At 64.5% G+C, this 26,998-nt stretch carries 20 protein-coding genes; 10 read left to right on the top strand and 10 right to left on the bottom strand.

Annotated features, from left to right (window positions below; genetic code table 11):
• Window positions 1–11 precede the first annotated feature (11 nt).
• Both J0909_RS07625 and J0909_RS07630 read right to left on the bottom strand, forming a co-directional pair.
• Window positions 12–2,687: a cobyric acid synthase gene (locus J0909_RS07625; RefSeq protein ID WP_207261812.1), complete on the bottom strand. Its 2,676-nt coding sequence runs from the start codon at window positions 2,685–2,687 to the stop codon at window positions 12–14.
• Between the two features lie 113 nt (window positions 2,688–2,800).
• Window positions 2,801–3,232: a hypothetical protein gene (locus J0909_RS07630; RefSeq protein WP_207261813.1), complete on the bottom strand. Its 432-nt coding sequence runs from the start codon at window positions 3,230–3,232 to the stop codon at window positions 2,801–2,803.
• 499 nt (window positions 3,233–3,731) lie between these two features.
• Here J0909_RS07630 and J0909_RS07635 point away from each other — a divergent pair, with 499 nt between their 5' ends.
• The 4 genes from J0909_RS07635 (at window position 3,732) to J0909_RS07650 (ending at window position 8,880) form a co-directional block, all read left to right on the top strand.
• Entirely contained in the window at window positions 3,732–5,789 is a 2,058-nt protein-coding gene (locus tag J0909_RS07635; protein ID WP_207261815.1) for a molybdopterin-containing oxidoreductase family protein, read from the top strand.
• A 16-nt stretch (window positions 5,790–5,805) separates the two neighbouring features.
• Window positions 5,806–6,672, top strand: coding sequence for an alpha/beta fold hydrolase (locus J0909_RS07640; protein ID WP_207261817.1), 867 nt, complete (start codon window positions 5,806–5,808; stop codon window positions 6,670–6,672).
• A 139-nt stretch (window positions 6,673–6,811) separates the two neighbouring features.
• Window positions 6,812–8,083, top strand: a complete 1,272-nt coding sequence (locus J0909_RS07645) for an alpha/beta fold hydrolase (protein WP_207261819.1) — start codon at window positions 6,812–6,814, stop codon at window positions 8,081–8,083.
• A 2-nt stretch (window positions 8,084–8,085) separates the two neighbouring features.
• A complete protein-coding gene (locus J0909_RS07650) occupies window positions 8,086–8,880 on the top strand; it encodes an MlaA family lipoprotein (protein WP_286181878.1) in 795 nt (264 codons plus the stop codon).
• Between the two features lie 57 nt (window positions 8,881–8,937).
• Here J0909_RS07650 and J0909_RS07655 read toward each other — a convergent pair whose 3' ends face one another.
• Window positions 8,938–9,798 (bottom strand): LysR substrate-binding domain-containing protein, encoded by an 861-nt coding sequence (locus J0909_RS07655; protein ID WP_207261823.1) that lies wholly within the window; start codon window positions 9,796–9,798, stop codon window positions 8,938–8,940.
• Between the two features lie 122 nt (window positions 9,799–9,920).
• On the opposite strand from J0909_RS07655, the gene J0909_RS07660 reads away from it, so the two are divergent.
• On the top strand, window positions 9,921–10,499 hold the full coding sequence (locus J0909_RS07660; protein ID WP_207261824.1) for a flavodoxin family protein: 579 nt from the start codon (window positions 9,921–9,923) through the stop codon (window positions 10,497–10,499).
• A 75-nt stretch (window positions 10,500–10,574) separates the two neighbouring features.
• On the opposite strand, the gene J0909_RS07665 is transcribed toward J0909_RS07660, so the two are convergent.
• The 5 genes from J0909_RS07665 to lepA form a co-directional block, all read right to left on the bottom strand.
• Window positions 10,575–11,996 (bottom strand): carbon starvation CstA family protein, encoded by a 1,422-nt coding sequence (locus J0909_RS07665; RefSeq protein WP_207261825.1) that lies wholly within the window; start codon window positions 11,994–11,996, stop codon window positions 10,575–10,577.
• 136 nt (window positions 11,997–12,132) lie between these two features.
• Window positions 12,133–13,833 (bottom strand): LytS/YhcK type 5TM receptor domain-containing protein, encoded by a 1,701-nt coding sequence (locus tag J0909_RS07670; protein ID WP_207261826.1) that lies wholly within the window; start codon window positions 13,831–13,833, stop codon window positions 12,133–12,135.
• Between the two features lie 9 nt (window positions 13,834–13,842).
• Window positions 13,843–14,625: a LytR/AlgR family response regulator transcription factor gene (locus tag J0909_RS07675; protein WP_207261827.1), complete on the bottom strand. Its 783-nt coding sequence runs from the start codon at window positions 14,623–14,625 to the stop codon at window positions 13,843–13,845.
• Between the two features lie 118 nt (window positions 14,626–14,743).
• Window positions 14,744–15,364 (bottom strand): signal peptidase I, encoded by a 621-nt coding sequence (lepB, locus tag J0909_RS07680; RefSeq protein ID WP_207261828.1) that lies wholly within the window; start codon window positions 15,362–15,364, stop codon window positions 14,744–14,746.
• A 24-nt stretch (window positions 15,365–15,388) separates the two neighbouring features.
• Window positions 15,389–17,194 (bottom strand): translation elongation factor 4, encoded by a 1,806-nt coding sequence (gene lepA / locus J0909_RS07685; RefSeq protein WP_207261829.1) that lies wholly within the window; start codon window positions 17,192–17,194, stop codon window positions 15,389–15,391.
• A gap of 356 nt (window positions 17,195–17,550) precedes the next feature.
• Between lepA and cfa the strand changes: the two genes are divergently transcribed.
• Window positions 17,551–18,705 (top strand): cyclopropane fatty acyl phospholipid synthase, encoded by a 1,155-nt coding sequence (gene cfa / locus J0909_RS07690; RefSeq protein ID WP_207261830.1) that lies wholly within the window; start codon window positions 17,551–17,553, stop codon window positions 18,703–18,705.
• A gap of 94 nt (window positions 18,706–18,799) precedes the next feature.
• Here cfa and J0909_RS07695 read toward each other — a convergent pair whose 3' ends face one another.
• Together J0909_RS07695 and J0909_RS07700 are read right to left on the bottom strand one after the other, a co-directional pair.
• A complete protein-coding gene (locus J0909_RS07695; protein WP_207261832.1) occupies window positions 18,800–21,508 on the bottom strand; it encodes an ATP-binding protein in 2,709 nt (902 codons plus the stop codon).
• 173 nt (window positions 21,509–21,681) lie between these two features.
• Entirely contained in the window at window positions 21,682–22,170 is a 489-nt protein-coding gene (locus J0909_RS07700) for a PocR ligand-binding domain-containing protein (protein ID WP_207261834.1), read from the bottom strand.
• 141 nt (window positions 22,171–22,311) lie between these two features.
• Between J0909_RS07700 and J0909_RS07705 the strand changes: the two genes are divergently transcribed.
• From J0909_RS07705 to sppA, 4 genes are all read left to right on the top strand, one after another.
• A complete protein-coding gene (locus tag J0909_RS07705) occupies window positions 22,312–23,187 on the top strand; it encodes a YitT family protein (RefSeq protein ID WP_207261835.1) in 876 nt (291 codons plus the stop codon).
• Window positions 23,188–24,012 (top strand): SAM hydrolase/SAM-dependent halogenase family protein, encoded by an 825-nt coding sequence (locus J0909_RS07710; protein WP_207261836.1) that lies wholly within the window; start codon window positions 23,188–23,190, stop codon window positions 24,010–24,012. It begins immediately after the preceding gene.
• Between the two features lies 1 nt (window position 24,013).
• The gene (locus J0909_RS07715) at window positions 24,014–24,745 is read left to right on the top strand and encodes an adenosylcobinamide-GDP ribazoletransferase (protein WP_207261837.1); all 732 of its coding nucleotides are present in this window, start codon (window positions 24,014–24,016) and stop codon (window positions 24,743–24,745) included.
• 137 nt (window positions 24,746–24,882) lie between these two features.
• A complete protein-coding gene (sppA, locus tag J0909_RS07720) occupies window positions 24,883–25,869 on the top strand; it encodes a signal peptide peptidase SppA (RefSeq protein WP_207261838.1) in 987 nt (328 codons plus the stop codon).
• Window positions 25,870–26,998: the final 1,129 nt, after the last annotated feature.

Here is a 26,998-nt window from a genome sequence, read left to right on the forward strand (position 1 = left end):
CCGCGGCGAGATCACCTTCCCGGACGGCGGAAAAGCGGGGCCTGGGCACATCCGCCCGACAGGCCGAGCGCCCGGTAGACCGCGTCCATGTCCACGGCCTCGCGCACCACGGAAGCCAGGTTGTCCAGGGCGTCCTCCAGGCCGAAGACGGTCTGGATCGCCTCCAGGGGCGAGAGCCCCTTGTCCATGCGCAACTGGTCGATGAACCAGCGGCGGAACCCGTCGGCGTCGAACAATCCATGCAGATAGGTGCCGAGCACCCGCCCGTCCGGACGCATGTATCCCAACGGCTCGCCCGCGTTGTCGCGCAGGGCCACGCGCAGATCGTCGGACAGCGGCTCGGTGCGGCCGTGGTGGATCTCGTAGCCGTGCACGGTCAGGCCCGAGGCCGAATGGGTACCGAAAGTCCGGGTCAGGGTCTTTTCGGGGCTCAGGGTGGTCTGCACCGGCAAGAGGTCGAAACCCTCCACGCGGGTGGTCTCGGACTCCAGGCCATAGGGGTCGTCCACTATGCGGCCGAGCATCTGGAATCCACCGCAGATGCCGACGATGCGCGTGCGGCCCTCGGCCAGTTCGCGCAGGACGGCGGCCATGCCCGTGCCCTTGAGGGCGCGCATGTCCGGCACCGTGGACTTGGAGCCGGGAATGATCACCGCGTCGGGCGTTCCCACGTCGCGGGCGTCGGCCACCACGCGCACGCGCACGTCCGGCTCGGCGTAAAGCGGGTCGATGTCGTTGAAATTCGAAATACGCGGCAGGTCCAGAACCACGATGTCCACGCACCGATCCTCGGGAAGCTTGTCGCCCTCGGGCCGGAACCCGTCCTTGAACGAGACCGAATCCTCTTCGGGCAGGCCAAGGGCGTGGATATACGGCACCGTGCCGAGCACCGGCTTGCCCGTGCGCTCGAACATCTGGCCGAAGGCCGGGTCCAGCAGCGAGGCGTCGCCCCGGAAACGATTGATGACGTAGCCCTCCACCCGGCTGCGCTCTCCGGCCGTAAGCAAGCTCATGGTCCCGACGATGGAGGCGAAGACTCCGCCCCGGTCTATGTCCCCGGTGAGCAGGACGCGCGCCCCCGCGTACTCGGCCATGGTCATGTTGACGATGTCGTGGTGCTTGAGATTGACCTCGGCCGGGCTGCCCGCCCCTTCCAGGACCAGGACGTCGTGCTCGTTGGCCAGGGAGTCGTAGGCCGCCTTGACCGCTTCCCAGGCGCGCGGCTTGTACTCCACATACTCGCGCACGCTCATGTTGCCCACGGGACGCCCCATGACGATGACCTGCGAGCCGATGTCCGAGCCGGGCTTGAGCAGCACCGGGTTCATGCGCACATCCGGGTTCAGGCGGCAGGCCATGGCCTGGGTCACCTGGGCGCGGCCCATCTCGCCGCCCTGGTCGGTGACGTAGGAGTTGAGCGACATGTTCTGGGCCTTGAACGGGGCCACGTCGAAACCGTCCTGCAACAGGATACGGCAGAAGGCGGCCGCCAGCACGGATTTACCCGCGTTGGAGCTGGTCCCCTGGATCATCAGGGCCGGAGTCCGACGGGTGCGCTTGACCACCGGACCGCGCGCCGTGCCCGCCACCCCCTCCATGGCCCGGATGAGCGTCTCGTTGTCCGCGCGGCCGCGCACGGCCACCCGGAACCACTTGTCGTCCAGGCCGGTGTAGTTGCCGCACAGCCGAATGCCGATGCGATACTCGCGGAGCAGACGGTCCCGCAGCATGGCGGCATCCTGACCCACGCGATCCACGCGGCAGAAGAGATAGTTGGCCGCGCCCGGCAGGACCCTGAGGCCCGGCACCTGCCGGAGCCCCGAAGCCAGGGATTCGCGCAGCAACCTGGTTTGCTCACGGGTTTCGGCCAGGTAGGCCGCGTCCTTCAGGCAGCGTTCGCCGACCTTCTGGGCCAGGGTATTCACGGACCAAGCGGGCATATTGCGGTGAATGCGCAGGATCACGTCCGGGTCGGCGAAGGCCAGCCCCAGCCGCAGGCCGGGAATGGCGTAGGTCTTGGTCAGGGAGAGGACGCAGATGACGTTGGACGGCCGGTCGCGGGTCAACCGGTCCGCCCCCTCGGGCAAAAATTCCGCAAAGGACTCGTCCACCACGAAGGTGGACCGGGGAAACATGGCCGCCACCTCGCGCAGGTCGTTGGCCGAGACCACGGTGCCGGTGGGGTTGTTGGGGCTGCACAGGAAGACCAGGGAGGGCGTGGCCAGGAGTGTACCCATGGCCGGGAAGTTCACGGTAAAGTCGTCGGCGAGCGGCGGTTCCACCACGGGCAAACGATGGACCCGGCACGCCCGGGCATAATCCACATATGTGGGCGAAGGGATGATGGCCTGGCGAAATCCCTTGAGGGCGGCGATGGCGAAAAGCAATTCGGACGCGCCGTTGCCCGCCGTCACCTGCGTGGGCCAAACCTTGTAGCGCTCGGCCGCGGCCATGAGCAGCCGGGTGCAGTCCGGATCCGGATAGGCGTCCACCTCCTGGAGGGCCTGGCCGACCACCTGCCCGAGCCACGTCGGCGGCCCGAGGGGATTCACGTTGGCCGAAAAATCGAGGATATCCTCCGGCGCGCACCCTGCCGTCTCGGCCATGCGCCGCCGGTTCCCCCCGTGGGCGAACCGCCGTTCATCCAACACCTCGGGTATCCCAGCGAAAAGATTCTGCTTATCCATAGCAATCCGTCATCTGTAGAGAAATTCAAGATTTTCATTGGAATACGCGCAAAGGGACCGGGTGTCCACTTCGGGATGGCGCGATGCGAAATCGACCGGGCGGCCCGGCCCGGCTACGGCGAAACAAGGGCGAGACCCCCCAAGGCCAGACCGCCGCAGAGGCACCAGTACGCCACGCCGAGCCAGCGTTGCCGCCCCAACAGCAAAGCCTCCTGCCGGAGGTGCTGTTCATAGGGATTGTCCGTGGCCTCCTTCAGCGAAGTGGCCCGGTACCGCGGGCGCAGAACCGCCAAGCCGATCAGCAGCGATGCCAACAAAAAAACCAGGGATGCGTAATAGGCGCAATAGACGAAGTCCCCGGTCCCAACGGACGGTTTGAAAAAACCGCCAAGGAGGCTGATGACTGCCAGATTCGCCGCGATCAAGACAGTGGAGAAGGTCTGAAGATGCGTCAGTTGGTGCTGCCGATCCTGCTTGGCTACTCTCAGGCTGGCGAGAATCAGCCGTTCGATCTCTCCGTCAACCGGCTTCAGCTCATCTTGCAAAGTCTCGTCCCGTTCCCCCTTCATGACTGGTAATAAGGTTTTTTACAGTATCGACAATAATATACTTCACGCCACGTATTCCCGACGGATTCCGGCAAATTCCGCAAGCCGCGCCCCAGTGAAGCCTTGTCTGTCGGCCGGGGAGAAAGCGGAGGGATGCCCGGATGGTGGAAGGCATCATCAACCCCTTCAAGGCGTATCATAACTTCTCCGCAACGAGGACAACAGACGTTCAGGGTATCCATGGGATTTCCCTCCGGTTTGTTTGGCGTATTGGGCTGAAACATGGGCTCAACGGCCCAACTCCACATGAAAACCATAGACACGCCGGTGGAAAACTTCAAACACTATCTCCATCCTTACGGCCGGCCCGAACCAGGGTGTTCCCACTTTCCTGCTGGTAATCATTCCCGATTCATGCAATCCTGCGTGGGCGTCCCGCCGCCTTCCCTGCGGGGCCGTATCCGACACTTTTTCAATGCCACGACGGAGGCGCATCATGTGGAAGCGCGCGGTTTGCACCAAGGATTGTCCCGACACCTGCGGCCTGCTGGTCCGGGTTGAGAACGGCCGGATCACTCAAGTCAAGGGCGATCCGGACCATCCCTACACGCAGGGATTCATCTGCAAGAAGGGAGCGCGGTTCCCGGAACATGTGCACGGCGAGGCGCGGCTGACCACGCCGCTTCGGCGCACCGGCCCCAAGGGCAGCGGCCGGTTCGCGCCGATCTCCTGGGACGAGGCCCTGGACGAAGTGGCCGACAACATCAAGCGGGTGGCCGAGGAATTCGGGCCCGAGGCCGTACTGCCCTACTCCTATGCCGGACACATGGGCATGGTCCACCGCAACTCGGGCAACGCCTTCTTCAACAAGCTCGGCGCCAGCCGCCTGGACCAGACCATCTGCGGCCCGGCGGCCACGGCGGGCTTCAAGGCCTCCCTGGGAGGCGGCCCGAGCACTGAAATCCAGGAAGCCGCCCAATCCGACCTCATCGTCATCTGGGGCAACAACACCCTGGTCACCAACGTCCACGCCTGGCCGCACTTCACCCGCGCGCGCAAAAACGGCGCGCGGATCGTGGTCATCGACCCCTACCGCAACCCCACGGCCAGAGAGGCGGACACCCACCTCATGCTCCGGCCCGGCACGGACGCGGCCCTGGCCCTGGCGGTCATGCACGTGCTCATCGCCGAGGATCTCGTCGATCACGAATTCATCCGCTCGAAGACCGTCGGCTTCAACCGGCTCAGGGAGCGCGCCCAGGAATGGCCGCCCGCCCGGGCCGCCGAGACCTGCGGCCTGAGCGAGGCCGACATCACGGCCTTCGCCCGCGCCTACGGCACGGCCCGCGCGCCGTACATCCGCACCGGCTGGGGCCCGGCCCGGCAACTGGCGGGCGGCATGGCCATGCGGACCATCGCCCTGCTCCCGGCCCTGGTCAACGCCTTCGCCAAGCCCGGCGGCGGCATCACCCGCTCGCTGGGCGGCGCGCCCGGCAAGACCGCGAGTCTGCTGCGCGATGATCTCCGCCCCGAGGGCACGCGTACCGTGAACATGGTCCACCTGGGCCACGCCCTGACCGAACTTGCCGACCCGCCGGTCATGCTCTTCTACAACTACCTGTCCAACCCCGCGGCCGTGGCCCCCCAGTCGGCGCAGGTCATGGCCGGACTGGCCCGCGAGGACCTGTTCACCGTGGTCCAGGAGCTGTACATGACCGACACCGCCCAATATGCGGACGTCATCCTGCCCGGCGCAAGCTTCCTCGAAGTGGGCGACATCTACCGCTGCTACGGCCACAACTACATCCAGATCGCCCGGCCGGTGATCGAGCCCGTGGGCGACAGCCGCCCCACCCTGGACATCTTCCAGGCCCTGGCCGCCCGCATGGGATACACGGAGGAGGTCTTCTCCCTGACCGAGGAGGAGTGCATCGAACGCATCCTGGCCGAAGCCGACTCGCCCTACATGAATGGCGTGGACCTCGACGCCCTGCGCCGGGGGGACCCTGTACGCCTGAACATCCCGGCCAACCCCTTTGCCGGGGGATTCAGAACCCCGTCCGGCAAGGTGGAATTCTTCTCACAGGCCATGGCCGACCAGGGGCTCGACCCCCTGCCCGACGGCACGCCCGTGCGCGACCCCGAGGGCGGCGAAGCGTACCCGCTCGAATACATCACCCCGCCCCACCCCCTGCTGCTCAACTCCGCCTTCAACGAGGTCGAGGCCATCCGGGAGCGGGTCGGCGGCCCCCGGGTGCTCATCCACCCGGAAACCGCCGCCGCGCGGAGCATCGCCCAAGGCACGACCGTCCGCGTGTTCAACGCACGCGGCTCGAACACCGCCCGGGCCGAGATCACCGAGGACACCCGCCCGGAGCTGCTCGTGGCCGAGGGGCTGCACTGGCCCAACGCCGTGCCCGGTCAAGGTTCCAACCAGCTCACCAGCCAACGGTTGACGGACATGGGCAATACGTGCGCATTCCACTGCAACCGGGTGGAGGTGGAACCCCTGGCCGAACCGGAACGCGCGCCCGGCGAAGCGCAACCGGCCTGACGCCATGCGACGCTCCATGAGACCACTTCTCCGTCTGCTCTGCGCGGCCCTGCTGTCCCTCCTCTGCGCCTGCGCCATCCATCGGGGGCCGCAGGACACGCCGGTCCGCATCGTCGAGGCCGACGGCGTGTCCCTGGCCTACCGCACCTTGGGCAGCGGCCCGCCCCTGTTGCTCATCATGGGCTACGCCGGGACCATGGACGTCTGGGACGGCCCCCTGGTGGCCGAACTGGCCCGGAGCCGGACCGTGATTCTTTTCGACAACCGGGGCATGGGGTATTCCGGCACGGACGGAACGCCCCTGACCATCGACCTGATGGCCTCGGACGCCCTGGCCCTGCTGGATGCGCTCGGCCTTGCGCGGGCCGACGTCATGGGCTGGTCCATGGGGTCGATCATCGCCCAGGAAATGGCCCTGACCCACCCGGAACGAGTCGGCAAGCTGATCCTCTACGGCACGGCCGTGGACCCGGCCCCGGTCATGGCCGCTCTGGACGACATGGGCACCCTGGCGCCGGAAGACTTCCTGGCCCGGCTCTTCCCCGAGCCGTGGAGGACCGCCCATCCCGACATCTATTCCCGCCTGCCCGCGCCCGCAATCGCGCCTTCCCCGGACGTGATCCGACAGCAATACCGGGCCCTGGACGCCTGGCCGGGCACCCGCGACCGCCTGGCCGCGCTCGACCGGCAAACCCTGATCATCGTGGGCGAGGCGGACCGGGTCACGCCCCCGGACCAGGCCCTGGACGCCGCCGCGCTCATCCCCGGCGCGTGGCTCGCCCGCTATAAGGGAGCCGGACACTGGCTGATGTACCAGGCCGGGCAGGACATGGCCCGGACCATCGAGGATTTCCTGACCGTCCATCAGGACCTGCTGCGCTGAAAGATGTGGGTGCCCGGCGAAAGGGAAAGCGCTTTCCCGCCCCCCGGAACTCCGGGTATCCGCGGAAACATTGCTTTTCCTGGAGCGACAAGCTAATAGGCCGTATTGCCCGTCCTGTACGGCTTGACAATGGAGCCCCATGCGAAGAGTCCACGCCTACATATTCCTCATTCTCCTCCTGCTGCCATCCGTGGCGGCGGCGGAGGAGCAGGCCTATCCCTTCACGGACCCCTACCGGGCCACGGTATTGGGCACGCCCGCCACGGCGCGCTACCAGTTCGCGGCCCCGGTGTTGCCGGACGTCCGGGCCATCCGCATTGAGGGCAGACAGGTGCCGGAGGTCTTCGAATACAGCCGGGACATGAATTTCACCACGGCGCTGCAGGACCACGCAGCCCCGCTCATCTTCGTCATCGCGGGCACGGGAGCGGAACACAATTCCGGCAAGATGTCCTTCCTGACCCAGGTCTTCCACGAGGCCGGATACCACGTGGTCGCCCTGTCCTCGCCCACGCACATGAATTTCGTCGTCAGCGCCTCGCAGCACGCGGTGCCGGGATACGTCCCCTACGACGTGACCGACCTGAATCGGGTCATGGGCTGGATCCGCGAGGAGCTGGTCAAGGAATGCCAGATCACCGGATACAGCGTTGCCGGGTACAGCCTGGGCGCCCTGCACGCGGCTTTCCTGGCCAAGCGGGACGCCGAGACGCACGAATTCGACTTCCGGCACGTGCTCATGATCAATCCGCCGGTCTCCCTGTACCGCTCGGTGACCCGGCTGGACTCCTGGGTAACCGACGAAAACCTGGGCCGTACCACGGTGCATCGTGAGATCGCGGGCTTCATCGACCGCTTCTCGGACTACTACCTGCACGCCGAGGTAACCGACCTGGACGACGATTTCATGTACGACATGATCACGGACATCGGCCTGAGCAAGCGCGACTTCAAGACGCTCATCGGGGCCGCCTTCCGGGTCTCGTCCGCGTCCATGATCTTCAGTTCCGACGTCTGCCTGCAGGCCGAATACCTGGTGCCGCCGGACCAATACCCGCTCAAAACGGCCACTCCGCTCCTGGACTATGCCCGGCAGGCCTTCGACATCTCCTTCGAACAATACCTGGACGAGTACATGCTGCCCTACCTGCGCTACCGGAATCCGACCATCACCCGGGCCCAGGTCATTCGGCAGTCCAGCCTGGAGTCCATCCGGGGCTGGCTCGAAAAGACGGACAAGGTCGTGGTGGTGGGCACAAAGGACGACGTCATCCTGAGCTATAAGGACGAACAATTCCTGGAAACGGTTTTCAGCCACGGCCGGGCGGTGCTCTTCGAGCACGGCGGGCACTGCGGAAACATGATGCACCCGACCTTTGTCCGGGCGCTGAAGGAAAAGGTGCGCCTGTGAGCATGCGCGCGGCCGTCCTGCTCCTGCTGGCCACGCTGGTCCTCCCCCTGATGGGCGGATGCGGCCCCAAGGTGATGAACGTGACCGATCCGCTGGCCGGGCCCGACCCCGCCGGATTCCGGACCACGGTCCACCACTGGCCCACGGAAGATTCCCCCTCCCTGCGCTTCCTGAACGTCTACGATCCGTGGGAGCCCATGAACCGCAACCTGTATGAGGTCAACGCCAGCCTGGACAAGTACGTCATGTACCCGGCGGCCACCCTGTACAAGGTCTTCATCCCCGAGCCCATTCGCACCGGGGTCCGAAATTTCTACAACAACCTGAACGAGATGCCCACCGCGCTCAACAGCATCCTCCAGGGGCGCATGCGAAAGGCGGCCATCTCCTTCACGCGCTTCCTGATCAACTCGACATTCGGCCTGCTCGGCGTGCGCGACCTGGCCTCGCGCAACAAGAAGCTGCCGCGCCAGAACGAGGACGTGGGCCAGACCCTGGGCTACTGGGGACTTGGCCCGGGCCCGTACTTCGTCATGCCGGTCATGGGCCCGTCCAGCGTGCGCGACACGGTAGGTTTCGGCGGCGACATCCTGATCCTCTACGTGGAGGTGGAGATGATCTACCAGGCCGCGGGTATGGACGACACCCGCCCCCTGGACCTGACCGACCTGATCCTCCGGGGCCTGAACATCCGCGCCAACACCGCCTTCAGCTACCACTCCACCGGCTCGCCCTTCGAATACGAGATGGTCCGGTTCATCTACACCAAGAAACGCGAACTGGACATCCAGCGATAACCGCGCCGCGCGCTTCCCATGCTCTTCCCGCCGCGCGTAAAAACGGCCGCGAAGGCGCTATCGGCGGGCGGACTCGTCCTCTTCGAGAAAGGCGGCGACGAGGTGTTCCCTGAAGCAGGCCACAGCAGCCGAGACGGGAGCGTTCCGCGTATGCAGGACAACGCTTGACGGCGGCAACGCGGGCAGGCCGTGCCGCGTATCGAGACCCACCAGATCGTGGGGGAGCGTCCGCTCTATGGCAGGCGTCACCGCCAGCCCCGCCCGGGCCGCGTCGAGAACGCCGGACACCCCCCGACTCACGTAGAAAATTCGATAGGGCAGCCCAGCCTCCGCCAGGGCGCGCAACGCCCAGTCGCGAAAAACGCACCCCTCCTCCACGGCCAAGGGAAGGCGGCCGGGCCGATTCAGGTCGAATCCGGGCCGCGCCGCCCAGACCAGCCGATCCCGACAAACAACCTGCCCGCCCGCATAGGCGTCGGTGCACAGGCCTATATCCAGCTCGCCCTCGTCAAGTCCCCTTTTGACCATATCGCTCGTCCAGCAATGCATCTCCACGATGACGTCCGGGTGGTTCTGCGCAAACCCGGCGAGCAGCCTCGGCAACAGTCCCATGGTGTAATGCTCGGGCGAACCGAAGCGGATAACCCCTTCGAGCCGCGCATCGGTGAGCGACAGGACGGCATCGTCATGGCGCTGAACGATATCCCGCGCATGGCTGATCAACAATTTCCCCTCCGGGGTGAGCCGGGCCGTCTTTCCATCCCGTATGAACAAAGGCCTGCCCACCTCTTCCTCCAACCTCCGGACCTGCACGCTTACCGCAGACTGGGAACGGTTCACCTGAGCGCCCGCGCGGGTGAAGCTCCGGGTGGCGGCAACGGCAAGGAAGGTGCGCAAATATTCGGTCGGCAATTGCATTATGATGATCTCTCTTCATCATTTTAAAAAAAACAATTCATTTAACATATCCAATAGACAGCCTTAGTCTTGCCGTCAATCGATTCTCACCCACACAGACCGCAACGCGGCAAGGAGATAGAATGAACATATTGACTTTGCTTGGCAGCCCAAGGGCCAAAGGGAATACGGCGACGATGCTGGAAGCCGTCGAATCGGAATTCAGGAAGCAGGGACATGGCGTGCGCCGGATTCACGTCGCCCGCAAGCGGATCGGCGGCTGTCTCGGATGCAACGCATGCCGGAAGGTTCCCGACCGGATCGCCTGCGTTCAACAGGACGATGCCGTGGAAGTTCTGCGGGAAATGATCGATGCGGACATGATCCTGTTCGCCACCCCGGTCTACTACTGGGGCATGACCGCCCAACTCAAGGCGCTGGTGGACCGGACCAACGCGCTCATCACCCGGTACGGCGAACCGGAGCAGAACTCTCTGGTGCGGGGCAAACCCGTCGCCTTGCTGGCTACCGGCGGCGGGATATATGAAAACAACAAGCTTGTCTTCGCGGCCTTTCAAAAAACGGCCGCCGCCCTGCAAACCAGGCTTGTCGGGGAATTGCACATAGGCGAATGCACGGAACCCGGCGACATGACCGCCGAAACCCGGTCCCGGGGAACGGAATTCGCCAGGCACATCCTTCGGCAGACGGCATCGAACTAACCGCGCCACGCGAAACGGCCCGCTCCACATGGAGCGGGCCGTTTCTATTGCAATGCCTGTAAAGCCGTTGCGGGGCTAGGCGGAGGTCTCGGCGGGGGTCTTGCCGGAGAAGACGTACTTGAACAGGAAGCAGGCGAAGATCACGGCGGCGCCTACGAGCCCGATGATCACGGAGGTGTCGTAGGACAGGCCGAAGCCGATCTTGGCATTGGCGATGAAGCTCAGGCAGACGGCGGTCATGAACACGGCGGGCAGGGTGGCGATCCAGTGCAGCTTGCCGCGCTGGGCCAGGTAAGCGGCCGACGCCCACAGGACCAGGGCGCTCAGGCACTGGTTCGAAAAGCCGAAGTAACGCCAGATGGTCGAGAAGTTCTGGGTGGAGATGACGTAGCCGATGACGAACAGCGGCACGGAGATGATCAACCGCTTGGCGGCGACGTTCTGCTTGACCTTGAAGGTCTCGGCCACGATCAGGCGGGTGGACCGGAAGGCGGTGTCGCCGCTGGTGATGGGCAGGACGATGACGGCCAGGATGGCCAGGCCGCCGCCGATGGTGCCGAGCAGGGAATGCGAGACCTCGGCCACGACCGCGGACGGGGAGCCGGCGGAGATGACGGCCTGCAGAGCCTGCGGATTGTCGTAGAAGGAAATGCCCAGCGCGCACCAGATCAGGCCGATGATGCCTTCGATGATCATGGAGCCGTAGAACACGGCGCGTCCCTGGCGCTCATTCTCGATACAACGGGCCATGAGCGGCGACTGAGTGGAATGAAAACCGGAGATGGCGCTGCACGAGATGGTGATGAAAAGCAGCGGCCAGATGGGCTTGTCGGCCGGGTGCATGTTGCTGAAATCGAGATTCGGCAGGACCTGGTGGCCGGAGAACATCAGCGCCACGAACAGGGCGGTGGTCATGGCCAGGAGCAGGAAGCCGAGCAGGGGGTAGATGCGGCCGATGATCTTGTCGATGGGCAGGATGGTGGCCAGGAAATAGTAACCGAAGATGCAGGCCACCAGCAGGCCGGTGTTGATGCCGGTCAGGCCGTTCAGGAGCTGGGCCGGGGAAAGGACGAAGACCACGCCCACGAGCATGAGCAGGATGAAGGAGAACAGACGCATGACCTGGCGGGCGGGCATGCCGAGGTACTCGCCGACGACCTCGGGGATGGACGCGCCGTTGTTGCGCACCGAAAGCATGCCGGAGAAATAGTCGTGGACCGCGCCGCCGAAGATGCAGCCGATCACGATCCAGATCATGGCCACCGGGCCGTACAGGGCGCCGAGAATGGGGCCGAAGATGGGGCCGATGCCCGCGATGTCGAGCACCTGGATGAAGATGAGCTTCCACTTGGGCATGACCATGTAGTCGATGCCGTCGGCCATGGCGATGGCCGGAGTGACGCGGTCCTCATCCGAACCGAAAATACGGTCCACAAACGTGCCGTACACGAAGTAACCGGCAATGAGCAGAGCTATGCAACCAAAGAAAAATAGCATGTTTCACAACCTCCGATGAAAAGTTACGCCGCCGGGCGGCAACTTTTCTATAGGAGGTTCGGGAAAGGCGATGCGACGGTTTTTGTTCGAACCGACCGTTTTCCGGTCTGAAAAACCGTATCCCTTGTTTCAGCGGTCAGGAACGCCGGGGTATCTGGAGGGTGATGGTGGTCCCCCGGCCCGGGGTGCTGTCCACCCTGGGGGCATACTGGCGGCCGTAAATGTGTTCCATGCGACTCAGACAGTTGCGCATGCCGATGCCCCCGGTCACGGAGTCGGCGCACTCCTTGTTGAGCACCCGGTCCAAGGTTTCCCGGTCCATGCCCACGCCGTCGTCGGACACGCGGATTTCGAGAAAACCGTTCTCGCGGTGCGCGCGGAGCCTGACCGTGCCGCCCTGTTCGCGGCCGAGCACGCCGTGGCGGATGGCGTTCTCCACCAGGGGCTGGATGATCAGCGGCGGAATGGGCCAGTCCCCGCACCCCTCCTCCACTTCGGACTCCACCCGGATGCGGTCGCCGAAGCGGGCCTTTTCGATGGCCAGGTAGGAACGCACCTGCTCCAGTTCCTCGCTCAGGGGGATGAACCCCCGGCTCAAATCCAGGTTCCGGCGCATGTACAGGGACAGGTCCATGAGCAGTTCCCGGGCGCGCTCGGAGTTGGTCCGGCAAAACGAGGTGATGGTGTTCAGGGAGTTGAACAGGAAATGGGGGTTGATCTGGGCGTGCAGCCGACGGATCTCGGCGTGGGCCAGCATCTGCTCCTTAATCTGGATGTCCTCAAGCTCCACCTGGGTGGAAAAGAGGTTGGCCAACCCGTTGGCCACTTCAAACAGAGTGGCGTTGAGGGGCCGTTCGCGGCTGCCGTAGAACTTGAGCGTGCCGACAATCTCGTCGTTCTTCTTGAGCGGCACGATGATGGCCGCAGTCATGGGGCAGTCGGGTTCGTTGCAGCCGATGTCCTCGGCGCTGTGCAGAAAGGTGGGCCGGCCCGTGCTGAGGACTTGCCGGGTGGCGTTGGTGCGGATCTCGCACCCGGCCAGGTGATGGTCGTCGCCCGCCCCGATGTGGGCGAGCACGTCCCGGGTGTCGGTGATGGCCACGGCGGCCACGCCCACCCGGGTATAAATAATCTCGGCCGTGGCTGCGGCGGTCTCCAGGGACAGCCCCAGGCGCAGGTAGCTGACCGCCATGTTGGCGATGTCCAGGATGATCTGGGCGTGCAGGGACTCGCGCCGTTCAAGGTCGCGGGAAAAGAGGTTGATGACCTCCACGAACAGGGCCGCGCCGAAGGCGTTGACCAGGAGCATGGGCGGAGCGATGAGCTTGACCAGCTCCCAGGCCTCGGGAAACGGCTTGGACAGGAGCAGGAGCAGCCCCATGTGCATGGATTCGCCGGCCAGGGCCAGGGCCGACCCCATCCGCCAGTTCATGGCCCGCTCCCCGTACTTCCAGGCGATCATGCCCGCGGCGAAGCCTTCCAGCGCCGTGGAGATGCCGCAGGGGTAGGCGCTGAAGCCGTGCAGATCGAAGACGATGCGATGCACTCCGGCGATGAGCCCGGCGCCGATGCCGACCACCGGCCCGCCGAACAGGCCGCCGGTGATGACCACCATGGCGCGCAGGTTGGCCACGGAGTCGAAGACCGCGTTGCCGGTATAGGTGCCGAGGATGCCGAGCATGCCGAAGAGGATGGTCACCAGGGTGGTGCGCAGGCGCGAATTCTCGCTGGTGAAGTGCATGCGCCGGACCGGCATGGTGGTCAGAAAGAGAAAGACCACGCCGACCATGAGCCCGAACCGCTCGGCCAGGGTCAGGATGATTTCATAAGTGTTCACCGCATACTCCTACAAGGCCATGGCGTCCTTGAAGTCCCGCACCCGGGCCTTGCTGACCGAGATCTCCGTCTCGGCCTCGTCACGCATGGTCAGCACGTACTTGCCGTTGAACCACGGGGCATAGGTGCGGACCAAAGCCAAGTTGACCAGTTGGGAGCGATTGGCCCGGAAAAAGGGAAAGCCCGCCAGGCGCTCTTCGAGGCGGTCCAGGGTCAGCTCCCCGGCGCAAGGATAGACCGCGCCGCGCGTCCCGGCGTGGACCCGGCGATTCTCGTAATTGAAATAGAATATTTCCTGGGGGGAAAGAAGGATATTGCGGCCCGAGTGTTCCACGCTGATGCGCGTCAACCCGGGTTTGTTGAGCCCGGCGCCCGCCAGCAGCTTGCGCAGGACCTCGCTCGGATCGCGTTTTTCGCTGGCCGCCAGTCGCGCGCGCACCCGATCCAGGCTGCCGGCCAGCCGCTTGGGGTCCACGGGCTTGAGCAGATAGTCCACCGCGTTCTCCTCGAAGGCGCGGATGGCATACTCGTCGAAGGCGGTGACGAAGATGACCAGGGGGCGGTGCTCCATGGCCAAGAGGTCCTGCAACACGGAGAACCCGTCGCGCCCCGGCATCTGGATGTCCAGAAAGACCAGGTCCGGCCGCTTGGCCACGATGGTGCCGACCGCGTCCGCCGCATTGCCCGCCGTACCGACCACATCGATGTCGTCGTGGATCGAAAGCAGATAGTTCAGTTCGTCCTGGGCCGGCGGTTCGTCGTCCACCAAAATGGTCCGTATGGCGCTATTCATTGATCGCTCCCGCGTCGTGGGCACGCAAGGTCCAAGTAAGGCATGGGAGCCCGGTTGGCAAGCCCGCACGAAAAAGCCGCTCCGGAGAGCGGCTTTTTCCTTCCCGGGACGGCCGGACCTAATTCAGCAGGGTGCCGATGCGGTTGAACCGGATGTCGGTCAACGATCCCCAGGACCAGTAGATGACCAGGGCCTTGCCCACGATTTTGCTCCGCTTGACCGGGCCCCACCAGCGGGAGTCGTAGGAACCCTCGCGGTTGTCGCCCATGACGAAGTATTGCCCCTCCGGGATGACCACCGGACCGAAATTGTCGCGCACGGGCAGGGTGTCCGCCTTGGTGTGCAACACGTAGGGCTCGTCGATCGGCTGGCCGTTGATGTAGACCACCTTGTCGCGCACTTCCAGGGTCTCGCCCGGCAGGCCGATGACGCGCTTGATGAAGTCCTTGGATTCGTCCTCCGGGAAGAGGAAGACCACGATGTCGCCGCGCTGCGGATCGCCGGTTTTCATCAGCACCTTGCCGTCGGTGGTGTCCAACCAGATATCGGACGGGAGGCGCACGTCGTAGGCGAACTTGGAGACCAGCAGATGATCGCCGATCTGCAGGGTGTCGAGCATGGACCCGGACGGGATCTTGAAAGCCTGAACGATGAAGGCCCGGATGATGAAGGCCAGAAACAAGGCCACGACGACGGCCTCTAGGGTATCACGAAAAGATTTGAGCGAACTTTGAGTCATGGGATTCCTTGTTGGCAGCGCCGACTAGTCCTCGTCGGCTTTCAATACGGACAGGAACGCTTCCTGAGGGATTTCCACGTTGCCCATGCGGCGCATGCGCTTCTTTCCTTCTTTCTGCTTCTCCAACAATTTCCGCTTCCGGGTGATGTCGCCGCCGTAACACTTGGCGGTGACGTCCTTGCGGAAGGGGGCGTTGCGTTCCTTGGCAACGATCTTGTTGCCGATGGCGGCCTGGATGACCACCTCGAACATCTGGCGCGGGATGCTGCGCTTGAGCTTCAGCGCGAGCGAGCGGCCGATGCGGGCGGAGTTCTCACGGTGCACGATGCAGGAGAAGGCGTCCACGGGGTCGCCGTTGATCAGAATGTCCAGCCGAACCAGGTCTGCCTCGCGGTAGTCGATGACCTCATAGTCCAGGGAGGCGTAGCCCTTGGTGGAGGACTTGAGCTTGTCGAAGAAGTCGTACATGACCTCGGCGAACGGCATCTCGTAGGTGATGACCACGCGGGTCGAGGTCAGGTAGGCGATATTCTTCTGGATGCCCCGCTTTTCCTCGCACAGGGCCAGCACCGCGCCCACGAACTCGTTGGGCACGTGCACCTCCAGGCGCACGTAGGGCTCGCGAATGGCCTTGATGCGGGTCGGGTCCGGCAGCTTGGACGGGTTGTCGATGGTCAACTCTTCGCCGGTCACGGTCAGGACCTCGTAGATGACCGACGGGGCCGTGGTGATCAGCCTCGCCTCGAACTCCCGCTCCAGCCGCTCCTGGATGATTTCGATATGCAACAACCCCAGAAAGCCGCAGCGGAAGCCGAAGCCCAGCGCCTGGGAGGTCTCGGGCTCGTAGGTGAAGGCCGCGTCGTTGAGCTGGAGCTTTTCGAGCGCCTGCTTGAGGGTCTCGTACTCGCTCGGCTCCACCGGGTAGAGGCCGGAGAAGACCATGGGCTTGACCGGCTTGAATCCGGGGTACGGCTCGGCCACAGGGTTGTCCGCCAGGGTGATGGTGTCGCCCACGGGCGCATCGCCAAGTTCCTTCATGGAGGCGCACAGGAAGCCGACCTCGCCGGGTCCCATTGCCTTGATGTCCTTGGCCTCGGGCATGAACGCGCCCAGGCGGGTGACCTCGAACCGTTTGCCGCTGGAGAAGATTCTGATGCGGTCGCCCTTCTTCAGCGTGCCGTCAATGATCCGGAACAGCACCACCACGCCCTGGTAGGAGTCGTACCAGGAGTCGAAGATGAGCGCTTTGAGGGGCGCGTCCGGATCGCCGGAAGGCGGCGGCAGCAGGTTGATGACCGCGTCCAGGACCTCTTCCACGTTCTTGCCGGTCTTGGCCGAAACCATGATCGGATGGGAGCAATCCAGACCGATGACCTCTTCGATTTCACGGGCGATGCGCTCGGGCTCGGCGCTGGGCAAGTCGATCTTGTTCAGCACCGGGATGACCTCAAGGTCGTGGTCCAGCGCCAGGTACACGTTGGCCAGGGTCTGTGCCTCCACGCCCTGGGTGGCGTCCACCACCAGGAGCGCGCCCTCGCAGGCGGCCAGGGAACGCGAGACCTCATAGGAGAAGTCCACATGGCCGGGCGTGTCGATGAGGTTGAGGATGTACTTGGTCCCGTCGTGGTCGGTGTACGGGATACGCACGGTCTGCGCCTTGATGGTGATGCCGCGCTCACGCTCCAGCTCCATCTTGTCCAGGTACTGGTCCTTTTTCTCGCGGTCGCCGACCATACCGGTGATCTCGAGAATGCGGTCCGCCAGCGTGGACTTGCCATGGTCGATGTGGGCGATGATGCTGAAATTGCGTATTTTGTCGATCTTACTCATGATTTCCATTCAAATGGGAATTTTTCTCCGGGCAAGGGCTAAGACCCCTCCTCGGGCATCGGAATGGTCTTGTAAGGTATTTGTCCCTGCCTGTCCAATATATATGGGTGGCGCTCGCCGGACGGTGGCAACGGAGGGCGATGACCGGAAATGACGGCCCCGAAAAGCCTATCGCTCTCGTTCCAACCTTATTTTTTGCACGAAGAGTATGTCTTTTCAGGCCTGTTCCCAATCGCACACCATTTTTTTGCGATCCCCCTTGTCGCCCCGTAGGGCGAGATGCTACGTTTGTCGCAAACGTAAATACATGCCCGGCGGGAGGTAGGGCCGGGCGCATGCGTAAGGAGTTATTCGACATGTATGCAAGCAAAGAGGTGTTGGCCGACCTGTTGACCGAGGCCGGCGTGGCAGTGGATGGCGACCATCCCTGGGACATCCGGGTTTCGGATGAACGTCTTTTTCACGACATCCTGCTCCGAAAGAACCTGGGCCTGGGCGAAGGGTACATGCGCGGCTGGTGGAACTGCGACCGCGTGGACGAGTTCATCTGCCGCGTCCTCAAAACCGGCGCGGAAAACAGGTTGCGCGATTCATGGCGGCTCGTGGTCAAGGCCCTGCCCGCCCTGGTCTGCAACCTGCAAAGCCTGTCGCGCGCCAAGGTGGTGGCAAAGCGCCACTATGACCTGGGCAACGACCTGTTCCAGGGCTTCCTGGACCCGTTCATGCAGTACAGTTGCGCTTATTACAAGGGCAGGGACGGCAGCCCGGACGCCCAATCCGACGAGGAGGTAGCCCGCGACCTGGAAGCGGCCCAGAGGGTCAAGATGCGTCTCATCTGCGACAAGCTGGACCTTCAGCCCGGCGACCGGGTCCTGGACATCGGCTGCGGCTGGGGCGGCCTGGCCCGATTCATGGCCGAGGAACGCGGCTGCGCCGTGGTGGGCGTGAATATCTCCAAACAGCAGATCGAATTCGCCCGCGACTTCTGCGCCGGACTGCCCGTGGAAATCCGCGAACAGGACTACCGGCTCCTGGACGAGCCCTTCGACAAGATCGTGTCGGTGGGCATGTTCGAGCACGTGGGCCCCAAGAACTACGACACCTTCATGCACACGGCGGCCCGTTGCCTCAAGCCGGACGGCTTGTTCCTGTTGCACACCATCGGCAGCAACACCTCCGGACCTGGCCTGGACCCGTGGATCGCCACCTACATCTTCCCCAACGGGTGCCTGCCATCCATCGCCGAAGTCGCCCGGGCCACGGAAAAACACTTCGTCATGGAGGACCTGCACAACTTCGGCCCCGATTACGACCGCACCCTGATGAGCTGGCTGCGCAACTTCCGCCGTTCCTGGCCCGCCCTGCGCGGCCGCTACGGTGACAGATTCAAACGCATGTGGGAGTACTACCTCCAATCCTGCGCCGGGGCCTTCCGCGCCCGGGACATCCAGCTCTGGCAATTCCTGTTCTCGCCCATCGGGCGCAAGCAGCCGGAGTGCCGGTTCGGATAGTCCCCGCCTCTCAAGGGAAAACAACGTCGGGAGCCCGTCCCGCAATGCGGCCTTGTCCCCCCGGACAGGGCCGCTTCTGCGCGGACTGCGGCGGTCATGCCTGGTTCGTCATCCGCCGCAGCGCCCGCTCCAGGTCCACCCGCTCGAAGGGCTTGACCAGGTATTCGCTCATCCCCGCGTCCAGAGCGCGGTTGCGGTCCTGGCGGGAGGCGTGGGCCGAAAGGCCGATGATCGGGATGTTGGCGACGTGGACAAATTCCGGGGCCGTGCGGATGGCCCGGGTCGCCTCCAGGCCGTCCAGCAGCGGCATCTGGATGTCCATGAGCACGGCGTCGAATCCGGGCTGTTCGAGCAATAATGTCAGGCAGGCCCGACCGTTTCCGGCTTCGGTCACCGTGTGGCCCATGCCCTCCAGCAGACGGCGGGCCATGATCCGATTGACGCGCTCGTCCTCCACCAGGAGCAGGTTCAGGGAACGGCTCGGGCCGGGAGCTGGAGACTGAAAGGCCGGAGCGTCCGCTTCCGTTCCCGTACCGACCACCAGGAAAAAACGGATGGACGTGCCCTTGCCCGGCTCGCTGTCCACTTCGCAATTGCCGCCCATGAGCTCTACCAGCTTGCGGACGATGGGCAGCCCCAGGCCCGTTCCCTGGTAGGTCCGGGTCAGGGAGCCGTCCACCTGGGAGAACGGGGCGAAGATGCGCGAAAGGTCCTTTTCGGCGATGCCTATGCCGGTATCGCGGACGGTGAAGAGCAGCCGCTTGCGGCCGGGCGCGGGATGCCACAGCTCGCACACCTCCACGATGATGCTTCCCTGCTCCGTGAATTTGACCGCGTTGCCCACCAGATTGAAGAGGATCTGGCGCAGCCGGCCCGCGTCGCCGAGATAGCGCCCGCGCGCCGACGGGTCGATGTCGGCGCGCAGTTCCAGCGCCTTCTCGCCCGCCTGCAACTGGAAGAAATCAAGGCTGTTCCCCACCAGCTCGACCAGGTCGAAGGGGCCTTCCCGGATGTCCAGCTTGCCCGCCTGAATCTTGCTGAAATCGAGCAGGTCGTTGAGCACGCGCAGGAGGTTGCGCGAGGAATGCAGGGCAATGTCCACGAACTCCCGCTGTTCGGGAGGCAGGCCCGCCGCCTGCAGCAACTGGAGCATGCCCATGACGCCGTTGAGCGGAGTGCGCACCTCGTGGCTGATATTGGCGATGAACTCGTCCTTGACTCGGTTGGCCGTCTCGGCGGCTTCCTTGGCTTGGACCAGCTTCTCCTCGAACCGCTTGCGGTCGGTGATGTCCGTATGCGTGCCGACCACGCGCCGGGGCCGCCCCGCCCGGGTCCAGGCGATGGTCTTGCCCCGGGCCAGAATCCAGGTCCAGCCCCCACTCTTGTTGCGCAGCCGAAGCTCGGAGCGAAACTCCCTGCCGGACTGGATACGGGCGGAGACCTCGCGCAAAACCGCCTCCCGCTCGTCGGGATGGAGCAGTGAGACCCAGGACTCGTAGGTTGCCGGGAAGGCACCGACTTCGTAGCCGAGCATGGTGAAATATCCGGGGCTGAAATAGATCTTGTCCGCGTCTATGGACCAATCCCACAGCCCGTCGCTGGTGGCCTCCAGGGACATCTGCAACCGTTCATCGCTCTCCCGCAACCGGATCCGCGCCCGGCGCAGCCGCGTCACGTAGGCCGACAGCAAACCGATCAGCGCCAGCAGAACGGCCAGGACCGCCAATCCCAAGGATAACTCCAGGCGGTAGGTTTCCCATAGGGAGGGCGCCCGGTGCAAAAGCTGGCTGTCCTCGGGCAGAGCGTCCGGGTCGATGCCGAACCGGTCGAGAACCCGGGCGTCGAAAACGTATCGATTGGCATCGCCGCCCTCGACCACCGGGATGTCCCGGACGGGCGTGCCGCCCAGGATGTCCAAGGCCATGTGCGCGGCCCGCCGCCCCTGCTCGAAATGGGAAATGATCCGGCCGCCGAGCACGCCCTGCCCCAGACCGTGCTCCCACAGGCTGTAGACCGGAACCGGCGCGCTCGCGAGAATCCGCTTGAGCCCTTCCTCGAAGGACACGGTCTCGCCGGCGGCATCGCGGAAAGCGGAGAGCAGCAAGACGGCACAGGACGGGTCCAGCCCGCGCAACCGCTCCGCCAGCCCCTCCCAGGTCAGCTGGGCCAGGGACAGGACGGCCAGCTTCCGATCCGGAAACCGGGGACGCGCGGCCACGCAGGTCAACAGGTCCACCCCGCCGCTGGGGGTGTCGTCGGCCACGGCGTACACGGTCCGCACCTTGGGCTGGAGCCGGAATACAACCCGCAGGGTGTCTTCCATGGAGACCGCTTCGACGACCCCGGTGAAATAAGCGTCCATGTCCAGGGCATGGGCCAGGCCTTGATCATTGACTCCGAAAAAGACCACCGGGGTGTCCGGGAATAACTCCGAGCGGTTGTCGATGGCGAAGTGCAGGGCGTTGTCGTCCGCGGTCAGAATCACTTCGTAGCGCGGCAGCCGGGCCTGCTTGGAGACCAAGAGGTCATGAAAGGCGCGGACGTCGGAGGGCGCGCCGAACCGCTTGGAGTCCATGAACTCCACATCCAAGGCCACATCCGCCGGGCGGAACACCGAGGACACGCCTTCAATCTGGCGAAAGAATGTCGGGAAACCGGGATGGTAGGAACTGATCAGCAACGCCCGGGGGCCGCCCCAGGCAGGCCCGACCAGGCACAGGACGAGCAACCATACGGCAACGACGGGAAAGAGCACTCCCCCGGCGCCGCGGGACAAGCCCCGCTTTTTTACCTTGTGAGCCATCAGCCCCCCTCCGCTCATTGCCGCCGGTTCTCCTCCCCCTAGTCACGGGTCATTATACCGAGCAATTATTTCTTTTGCGGCGGACGACCCGCCGCCAAGGGAAAAATGCCCCGGCAAGGGGCGGGCGGACGAAAAGGAGCCTTGCGGCGGCTCAAGGGAACCGGGGCCAGACGCTAGGGCAACAGCTTCTCCAGACGTTCGGCGATAAAGGCCTGGATCTCGGCCAGGCGAGCCTCGTCGGCGCTCTTCACGGTCTTGGCCTTTTCCGCAATGTCTTCGTCCCCCAGCCCGCTCATCATGCCGACGGCGAACTCGTCCACTTCTTCGTCGGCCGGGACCAGGCCGCAACCGCCCACCGCGCCCACGACCTCGCCATCAACCACCACGGGCACGCTGACCCGTATCATGCCCGCATCGCAATATTCCACGAACGGCTTTCCCTGCTTGAGCAATTGGGTGAACATCTGCCCGGCCGTGGCGCAAATGGAGGAAAAGCCCTTGTCGTCGTCGCGGATGGCCCGGCACAGGTCGTTGCCCCAGGTGGAGCCGAAGAGCCGGTGGCCCTCCCCGTCCATGATATCGGCATTCAGGCCGAAGCGGTCGTGCAGCTCCCGCTGCAGCTTGACCAATTCCTCTTCCGGTACGAGATCCTTGAGCGTCATGGGAATTATCCTCTAAGGTTGTTCAGGCGAAAATCCATCTCATTTACCGGGAATCTCCGGGCTTCGCAAGTAATGCGCCACGCACGGTTTTTGGTTTTCACTCCGGGGAAAACCCGCTAGAATCTGGGGCGGAGATCGACAATGACCAATACGTTCAAGGACAAATTGCGCGCCATGACCTTCGGGGTCCCGTGGAACATAGCCATGCTCACGCTCGGCTCCTTCCTCATCGCCTTCTCGGTCAAGGCCATCGCCGTACCCCACGGTCTGCTCACCGGCGGCATGTCCGGCATCGCGCTGCTGTGCTACTACGCCTTCGGCGGACTGACCACGGGCCAATGGTACTTCGCCCTGAACCTGCCCGTGTTCGTGCTCGGCTGGGTCTTCGTCAGCAAACGGTTCTTTTTCTATTCCTTATACGGCATGGTCGCCTCGTCCGTGTTTATCGACGCCATCCCCTACTCCCTGCACATCAACGACGTCTGGCTGGCGGTCATCACCGGAGGCGGCATCATGGGCGCGGGCGTGGGCATCGCCCTGAGAACGCTCGGCTCCACGGGCGGGTCCGACATCCTGGCCGTGATCTGCAAGGAAAAGTTCAACATGTCCATGGGCTCCTTCGAGTTCTGGTTCAACATGCTCGGCTTCATCGGCGGTTTCGTCTACCTGGACATGAACATCGTCTTCTACTCCATCGCCATGACCTTCGTCACCGCCTTCGGCATCGAGTACGTGCTCGGCGTGTTCTCCGAGCGCAAGATGGTCATGATCGTCTCGGACCATTTCGCGGCCATCAACGCGGCCATCCTGACCGACCTGGACCGGGGCGTGACCATCCTGGAGGGCACGGGCGGCTACACCGGCGAGCCGCGCAAAGTGATCATGACCATGATCTCGTCCATTCAGCTCAAGGAACTGGAGGAACAGGTCTACACCATCGACCCGAACGCCTTCTTCATCATGGGCTCGGGCTTCCACGTCCAGGGCCAGGGATTCTCATCGAGGAAGGTGTATTAGATGATCTTCTCCTCCGAAAAGACGGAAACCCGCCCGCCCCGGACCATCGGGCTGATCACGGACTTCGGCCTGACCGACCCCTATGTGGGCCAGATCAAGGCGGTCCTGGCGCGCAAGGCACCGGGCTGCCAGGTGGTGGACATCTCCCACGGCGTGGCTCCGTTCAACGTGGCCCAGGCCGGGTTCTTCCTGGCCGCCAGCTACGAGCATTTCCCCAAGGACGCGGTCATCCTGGCCGTGGTCGATCCCGGCGTGGGTACGGACCGGCGCATCGCCTGCCTGGAAATCGGCAACCGGATGCTGGTGGCCCCGGACAACGGGCTGCTCTCCCTGGCCCTGAACCGCACCTGGTCCGAGGTGCGCGCCTTCGACCTGACCCGGGCCATGGACGCGCCCAAAAAGATCTCGCACACCTTCCACGGGCGGGATGTGTTCGCGCCCCTGGCCGCCTGGCTCGCCCTGGGCGGCAGGCCCGAGGGCGTGGGCCCGGAAATGGATCCCGCGGACCTGGTCACCCAGACCTGGTCCCATCCCGAAGTGGAGGCCGGGCGGGCCCTGGGCCATGTGGTCCACATCGACCGCTTCGGCAACTGCGTGCTCAACCTGGAAGCGGGCAGTCTGGGCACCCCGGACGGCCTGCACATGGAATCCCCGTCGGGCGGCCCCCTGGCCTACGCAATCAAATACGCCGACATGCCCGAGGGCGAACCCGGCTTGCTTGAAGGAAGCCAGGGTTTTCTGGAACTGGCCGTGAACCAGCGGTCCGCCGCGAAACGATTCGGCCTGTCCATGGGCGACCCCGTGGAACTGGCCTGGGAGGCATAACGTGCCGCACGATTTCTTCGACACCCTAGGCTTCCTGACCCGTCTCGCTCCGGCGCGGGTCATCCCGGAATCCTCCATGAACCGGTGCATCCGCTGGATGCCCCTGGCCGGACTGGTCCTCGGCCTGATCATCGCCCTGCCGTTGCGCCTGGGCCTGTTCGCCGACTCCCCGTGGGTCCAGGCCTGGCTCGTGGTCGCGGCCTCCATCTACCTGACGCGCGGGCTGCACATGGACGGCCTGGCCGACGTCTGCGACGCGGTGACCACCCACACCGACCCCGCGCGGTTCTGGGAGGTGGTCAAGGACAGCCGCACCGGAGCCTTCGGAGCCATGGGCCTGGTCATGGCCCTCGCCGGGCAGGTCATCCTGTTCCACACCATGCTCGCCCACGGCCAGTACTGGGCCGTGGCCTGGGCCTTCGTCCTGGGGCGGGCGGCCGCAGTCTGGCTCGCCTACCACGTGCGCCATCTGGTCCGCCCCGGCCTGGGCAAACTCTACATCGACGGAGCCACCCTGGGCGTGGCCCTTGCCGCCACCCTGATCACGTTCGCCGCCGGGTGGATCATGATCGGGCTCGCCGCCACATTGGCCTCCACGATCATCGTCACCCTGCTTCTGTTCGGCCTGTTCCGCCTGGCCGAGAAAGTCGGCGGGGCCAACGGCGATTTCCTGGGCTGCGCCGTGATCCTCGGCGAACTGGCCGCCGGTCTGGGGTTCGCCCTGGTCATGTAGCCGTTCGCCGCGCCCCCCGCCCCGGCGGCATCTCCCGCATGGAGGGAAGAGAGGCGTGTCGGGCCGCTCATTGTGCCTTGGCAAGAGCCCCCGGCCTCGGTAGGATGTTCCCGTAAACCGACATCCCGGAGGATTCCATGCCGACCCGATTCATACTCCCGTCCACCCTGCTTCTGGCCCTGTTCCTGGCGCTGCCCGGTTGCGCGCCCAAAATCAAGATATTCGCCTCCCAGGCCACCGAACCCCTCAAGGAATACGTGGTGGACGGCGAGGGACCAGGAAAAATCGCGCTCATCCACCTGCGCGGCTTCCTGACCACCGAACCGGCCCGGGGCATGCTCCGCTCCCAGCCCAGCCCGGTGCAGGAGATGGTCAACGATCTCAAGCTGGCCGAGGCCGACGAGGACGTGGGGGCCGTGGTCGTGGCCATCGACTCCCCCGGCGGGACCACTACCGCCTCGGACGTGCTCTACCATGAACTGACCGCCTTCAAGCAGCGCACCGGCGTGCCCGTGGTCGTGGCCATGTTCGACGTGGCCGCCTCGGGCGGTTATTACGCGGCCTTGCCCGCCGACTGGATCGTGGCCCACCCCACGACCATCACCGGGTCCGTGGGCGTGGTCTTCATGCGGCCCAAGCTGAACGGGCTCATGGACAAGGTCGGCGTGGACGTGGAGGTTTCCAAATCCGGCCGCGACAAGGACATGGGCTCGCCCTTCCGGGCCACCACCCCCGAGGAGGAGGCGCTCTTCCAGGGCATCATCGACGACATGGCCGCCCGGTTCTACGCCCTGGTCCAGGAGCATCGCCACCTGACCCCGGCGCACCTGGAGACGGTCAAGACCGCCCGTGTGTTCACCGCGAACCAGGCCCTATCCATCGGCCTCATCGACCAGATCGGCTACATCCAGGACGCCTTTGCCAAGGCCCGCTCGCTGGCCGGTCTCGACCCCGACTGCACGGTAGTCACCTACCGCCGCGACCTCTATCCGGACGACAATCCGTACAATACGCTCGACTCCGCCGAGCCGTACAAGCCCAGCCTGCTGGGTTTGGATGCGAGCTTCATTCTGCCGCCGCGCGCCGGATTCTGCTACGTCTGGGCGGGGGGCGTCACGCGATAGAGGAGCGTGCGTTTCTGTGGTGCGGGTGCGGCACGGCGCGAGAGCCAGTGAGGCGGCTGAAGCCACCTCCGCTTTTGGAGAGCCGCCGTGCGGGGCTTTGCCCCGCACTCGCTCCATGCCCTCCCGGCGGGGTCCTTTTTTTGCCGGCCCAAAAAAAGGACGAAAAAAAGGGCCCTGGAGGGGACGCGGCCGCCCGGGGGATCGAGCGCAAGAATCCGATCCGCTTGGGGCGGCTCCCTCTGTCTAAAGATATAGTGCGGTTCCCGGAGCGGAGCCTTTCCTTTTAACGCGGTCCGGCTCCCGCTGGAACAGGAGCCGCCGCCCCTTCGCGGTCGGCTTCTAACGCTCGATCCAGGGCTCGTTCGGCGTGGTGAAGAGGGGTGGGGGGACGCGAGGGAAGTTGCCATGACCGGGAGACCGATGAGAGCCGCTGTCGGGTGCGGAGCACCCGAGGCGCTCCAGGAGGGGGGCCGGGGGGTGTTGCGGGTGGAACTGTTGTTGGGCGGGACGCGGTTACTTTTTGTAAGACGAGTACGCAGCACCATTTTTAATGGCGATTTTTCGCTCTCGCGCATTCTCGCACCACGAATGCGCAGCCCCAATTCCGCCCCCACTCCTCCCCAAAACCGGATCAATTGCGNCTCTCGCGCATTCTCGCACCACGAATGCGCAGCCCCAATTCCGCCCCCACTCCTCCCCAAAACCGGATCAATTGCGCCAGCCCAACCCCCTTACGCAGAACACCAATCGGAAGCGAACCCTCGAGCCCGTGTCCGGCGAGCGGACGCGCAGCTTTGATCGAGTCTGCGCAGCAGACATCTATCAAACCAGAGAAAGCCGCCTTCGGGCTCTTGGGGCCTCTTCCGCGCGGCAGCACCAATAGCGCAGTTTTTGCTTCCTTTTTTCTGCGCCAGCAAAAATGGAAGTCGCCGGAAAGGCGAAACCACAACGTAAGGAGGACAACCCGAAGCCCCGACGCGGAAGCGCGGCCCAACCTTCCGTCAGCAAACAGATTTTTCCTAGTTTCGGAAACGCGGACAAATTCCCGCACCCCACCCCTTCAAGACAAGGCTAATCGCGCCCGCCCGATTCCCTTACGCAGAACACCAATCGGAAGCGAACCCTAGAG

The organism is Desulfovibrio sp. Huiquan2017 (assembly GCF_017351175.1).
Taxonomy (GTDB): domain Bacteria; phylum Desulfobacterota; class Desulfovibrionia; order Desulfovibrionales; family Desulfovibrionaceae; genus Pseudodesulfovibrio.

Coding starts and splice junctions, on each gene's coding strand:
- J0909_RS07640 (WP_207261817.1), top strand. CDS start 5,806: ATGAGACCACTTCTCCGTCTGCTCTGCGCGGCCCTGCTGTCCCTCCTC.
- J0909_RS07650 (WP_286181878.1), top strand. CDS start 8,086: ATGCGCGCGGCCGTCCTGCTCCTGCTGGCCACGCTGGTCCTCCCCCTG.
- J0909_RS07695 (WP_207261832.1), bottom strand. CDS start 21,508: ATGGCTCACAAGGTAAAAAAGCGGGGCTTGTCCCGCGGCGCCGGGGGA.
- J0909_RS07675 (WP_207261827.1), bottom strand. CDS start 14,625: ATGAATAGCGCCATACGGACCATTTTGGTGGACGACGAACCGCCGGCC.
- J0909_RS07635 (WP_207261815.1), top strand. CDS start 3,732: ATGTGGAAGCGCGCGGTTTGCACCAAGGATTGTCCCGACACCTGCGGC.
- J0909_RS07625 (WP_207261812.1), bottom strand. CDS start 2,687: ATGGATAAGCAGAATCTTTTCGCTGGGATACCCGAGGTGTTGGATGAA.
- J0909_RS07660 (WP_207261824.1), top strand. CDS start 9,921: ATGAACATATTGACTTTGCTTGGCAGCCCAAGGGCCAAAGGGAATACG.
- J0909_RS07700 (WP_207261834.1), bottom strand. CDS start 22,170: ATGACGCTCAAGGATCTCGTACCGGAAGAGGAATTGGTCAAGCTGCAG.
- J0909_RS07665 (WP_207261825.1), bottom strand. CDS start 11,996: ATGCTATTTTTCTTTGGTTGCATAGCTCTGCTCATTGCCGGTTACTTC.
- J0909_RS07710 (WP_207261836.1), top strand. CDS start 23,188: ATGATCTTCTCCTCCGAAAAGACGGAAACCCGCCCGCCCCGGACCATC.
- J0909_RS07645 (WP_207261819.1), top strand. CDS start 6,812: ATGCGAAGAGTCCACGCCTACATATTCCTCATTCTCCTCCTGCTGCCA.
- lepB (WP_207261828.1), bottom strand. CDS start 15,364: ATGACTCAAAGTTCGCTCAAATCTTTTCGTGATACCCTAGAGGCCGTC.
- cfa (WP_207261830.1), top strand. CDS start 17,551: ATGTATGCAAGCAAAGAGGTGTTGGCCGACCTGTTGACCGAGGCCGGC.
- sppA (WP_207261838.1), top strand. CDS start 24,883: ATGCCGACCCGATTCATACTCCCGTCCACCCTGCTTCTGGCCCTGTTC.
- lepA (WP_207261829.1), bottom strand. CDS start 17,194: ATGAGTAAGATCGACAAAATACGCAATTTCAGCATCATCGCCCACATC.
- J0909_RS07655 (WP_207261823.1), bottom strand. CDS start 9,798: ATGCAATTGCCGACCGAATATTTGCGCACCTTCCTTGCCGTTGCCGCC.
- J0909_RS07705 (WP_207261835.1), top strand. CDS start 22,312: ATGACCAATACGTTCAAGGACAAATTGCGCGCCATGACCTTCGGGGTC.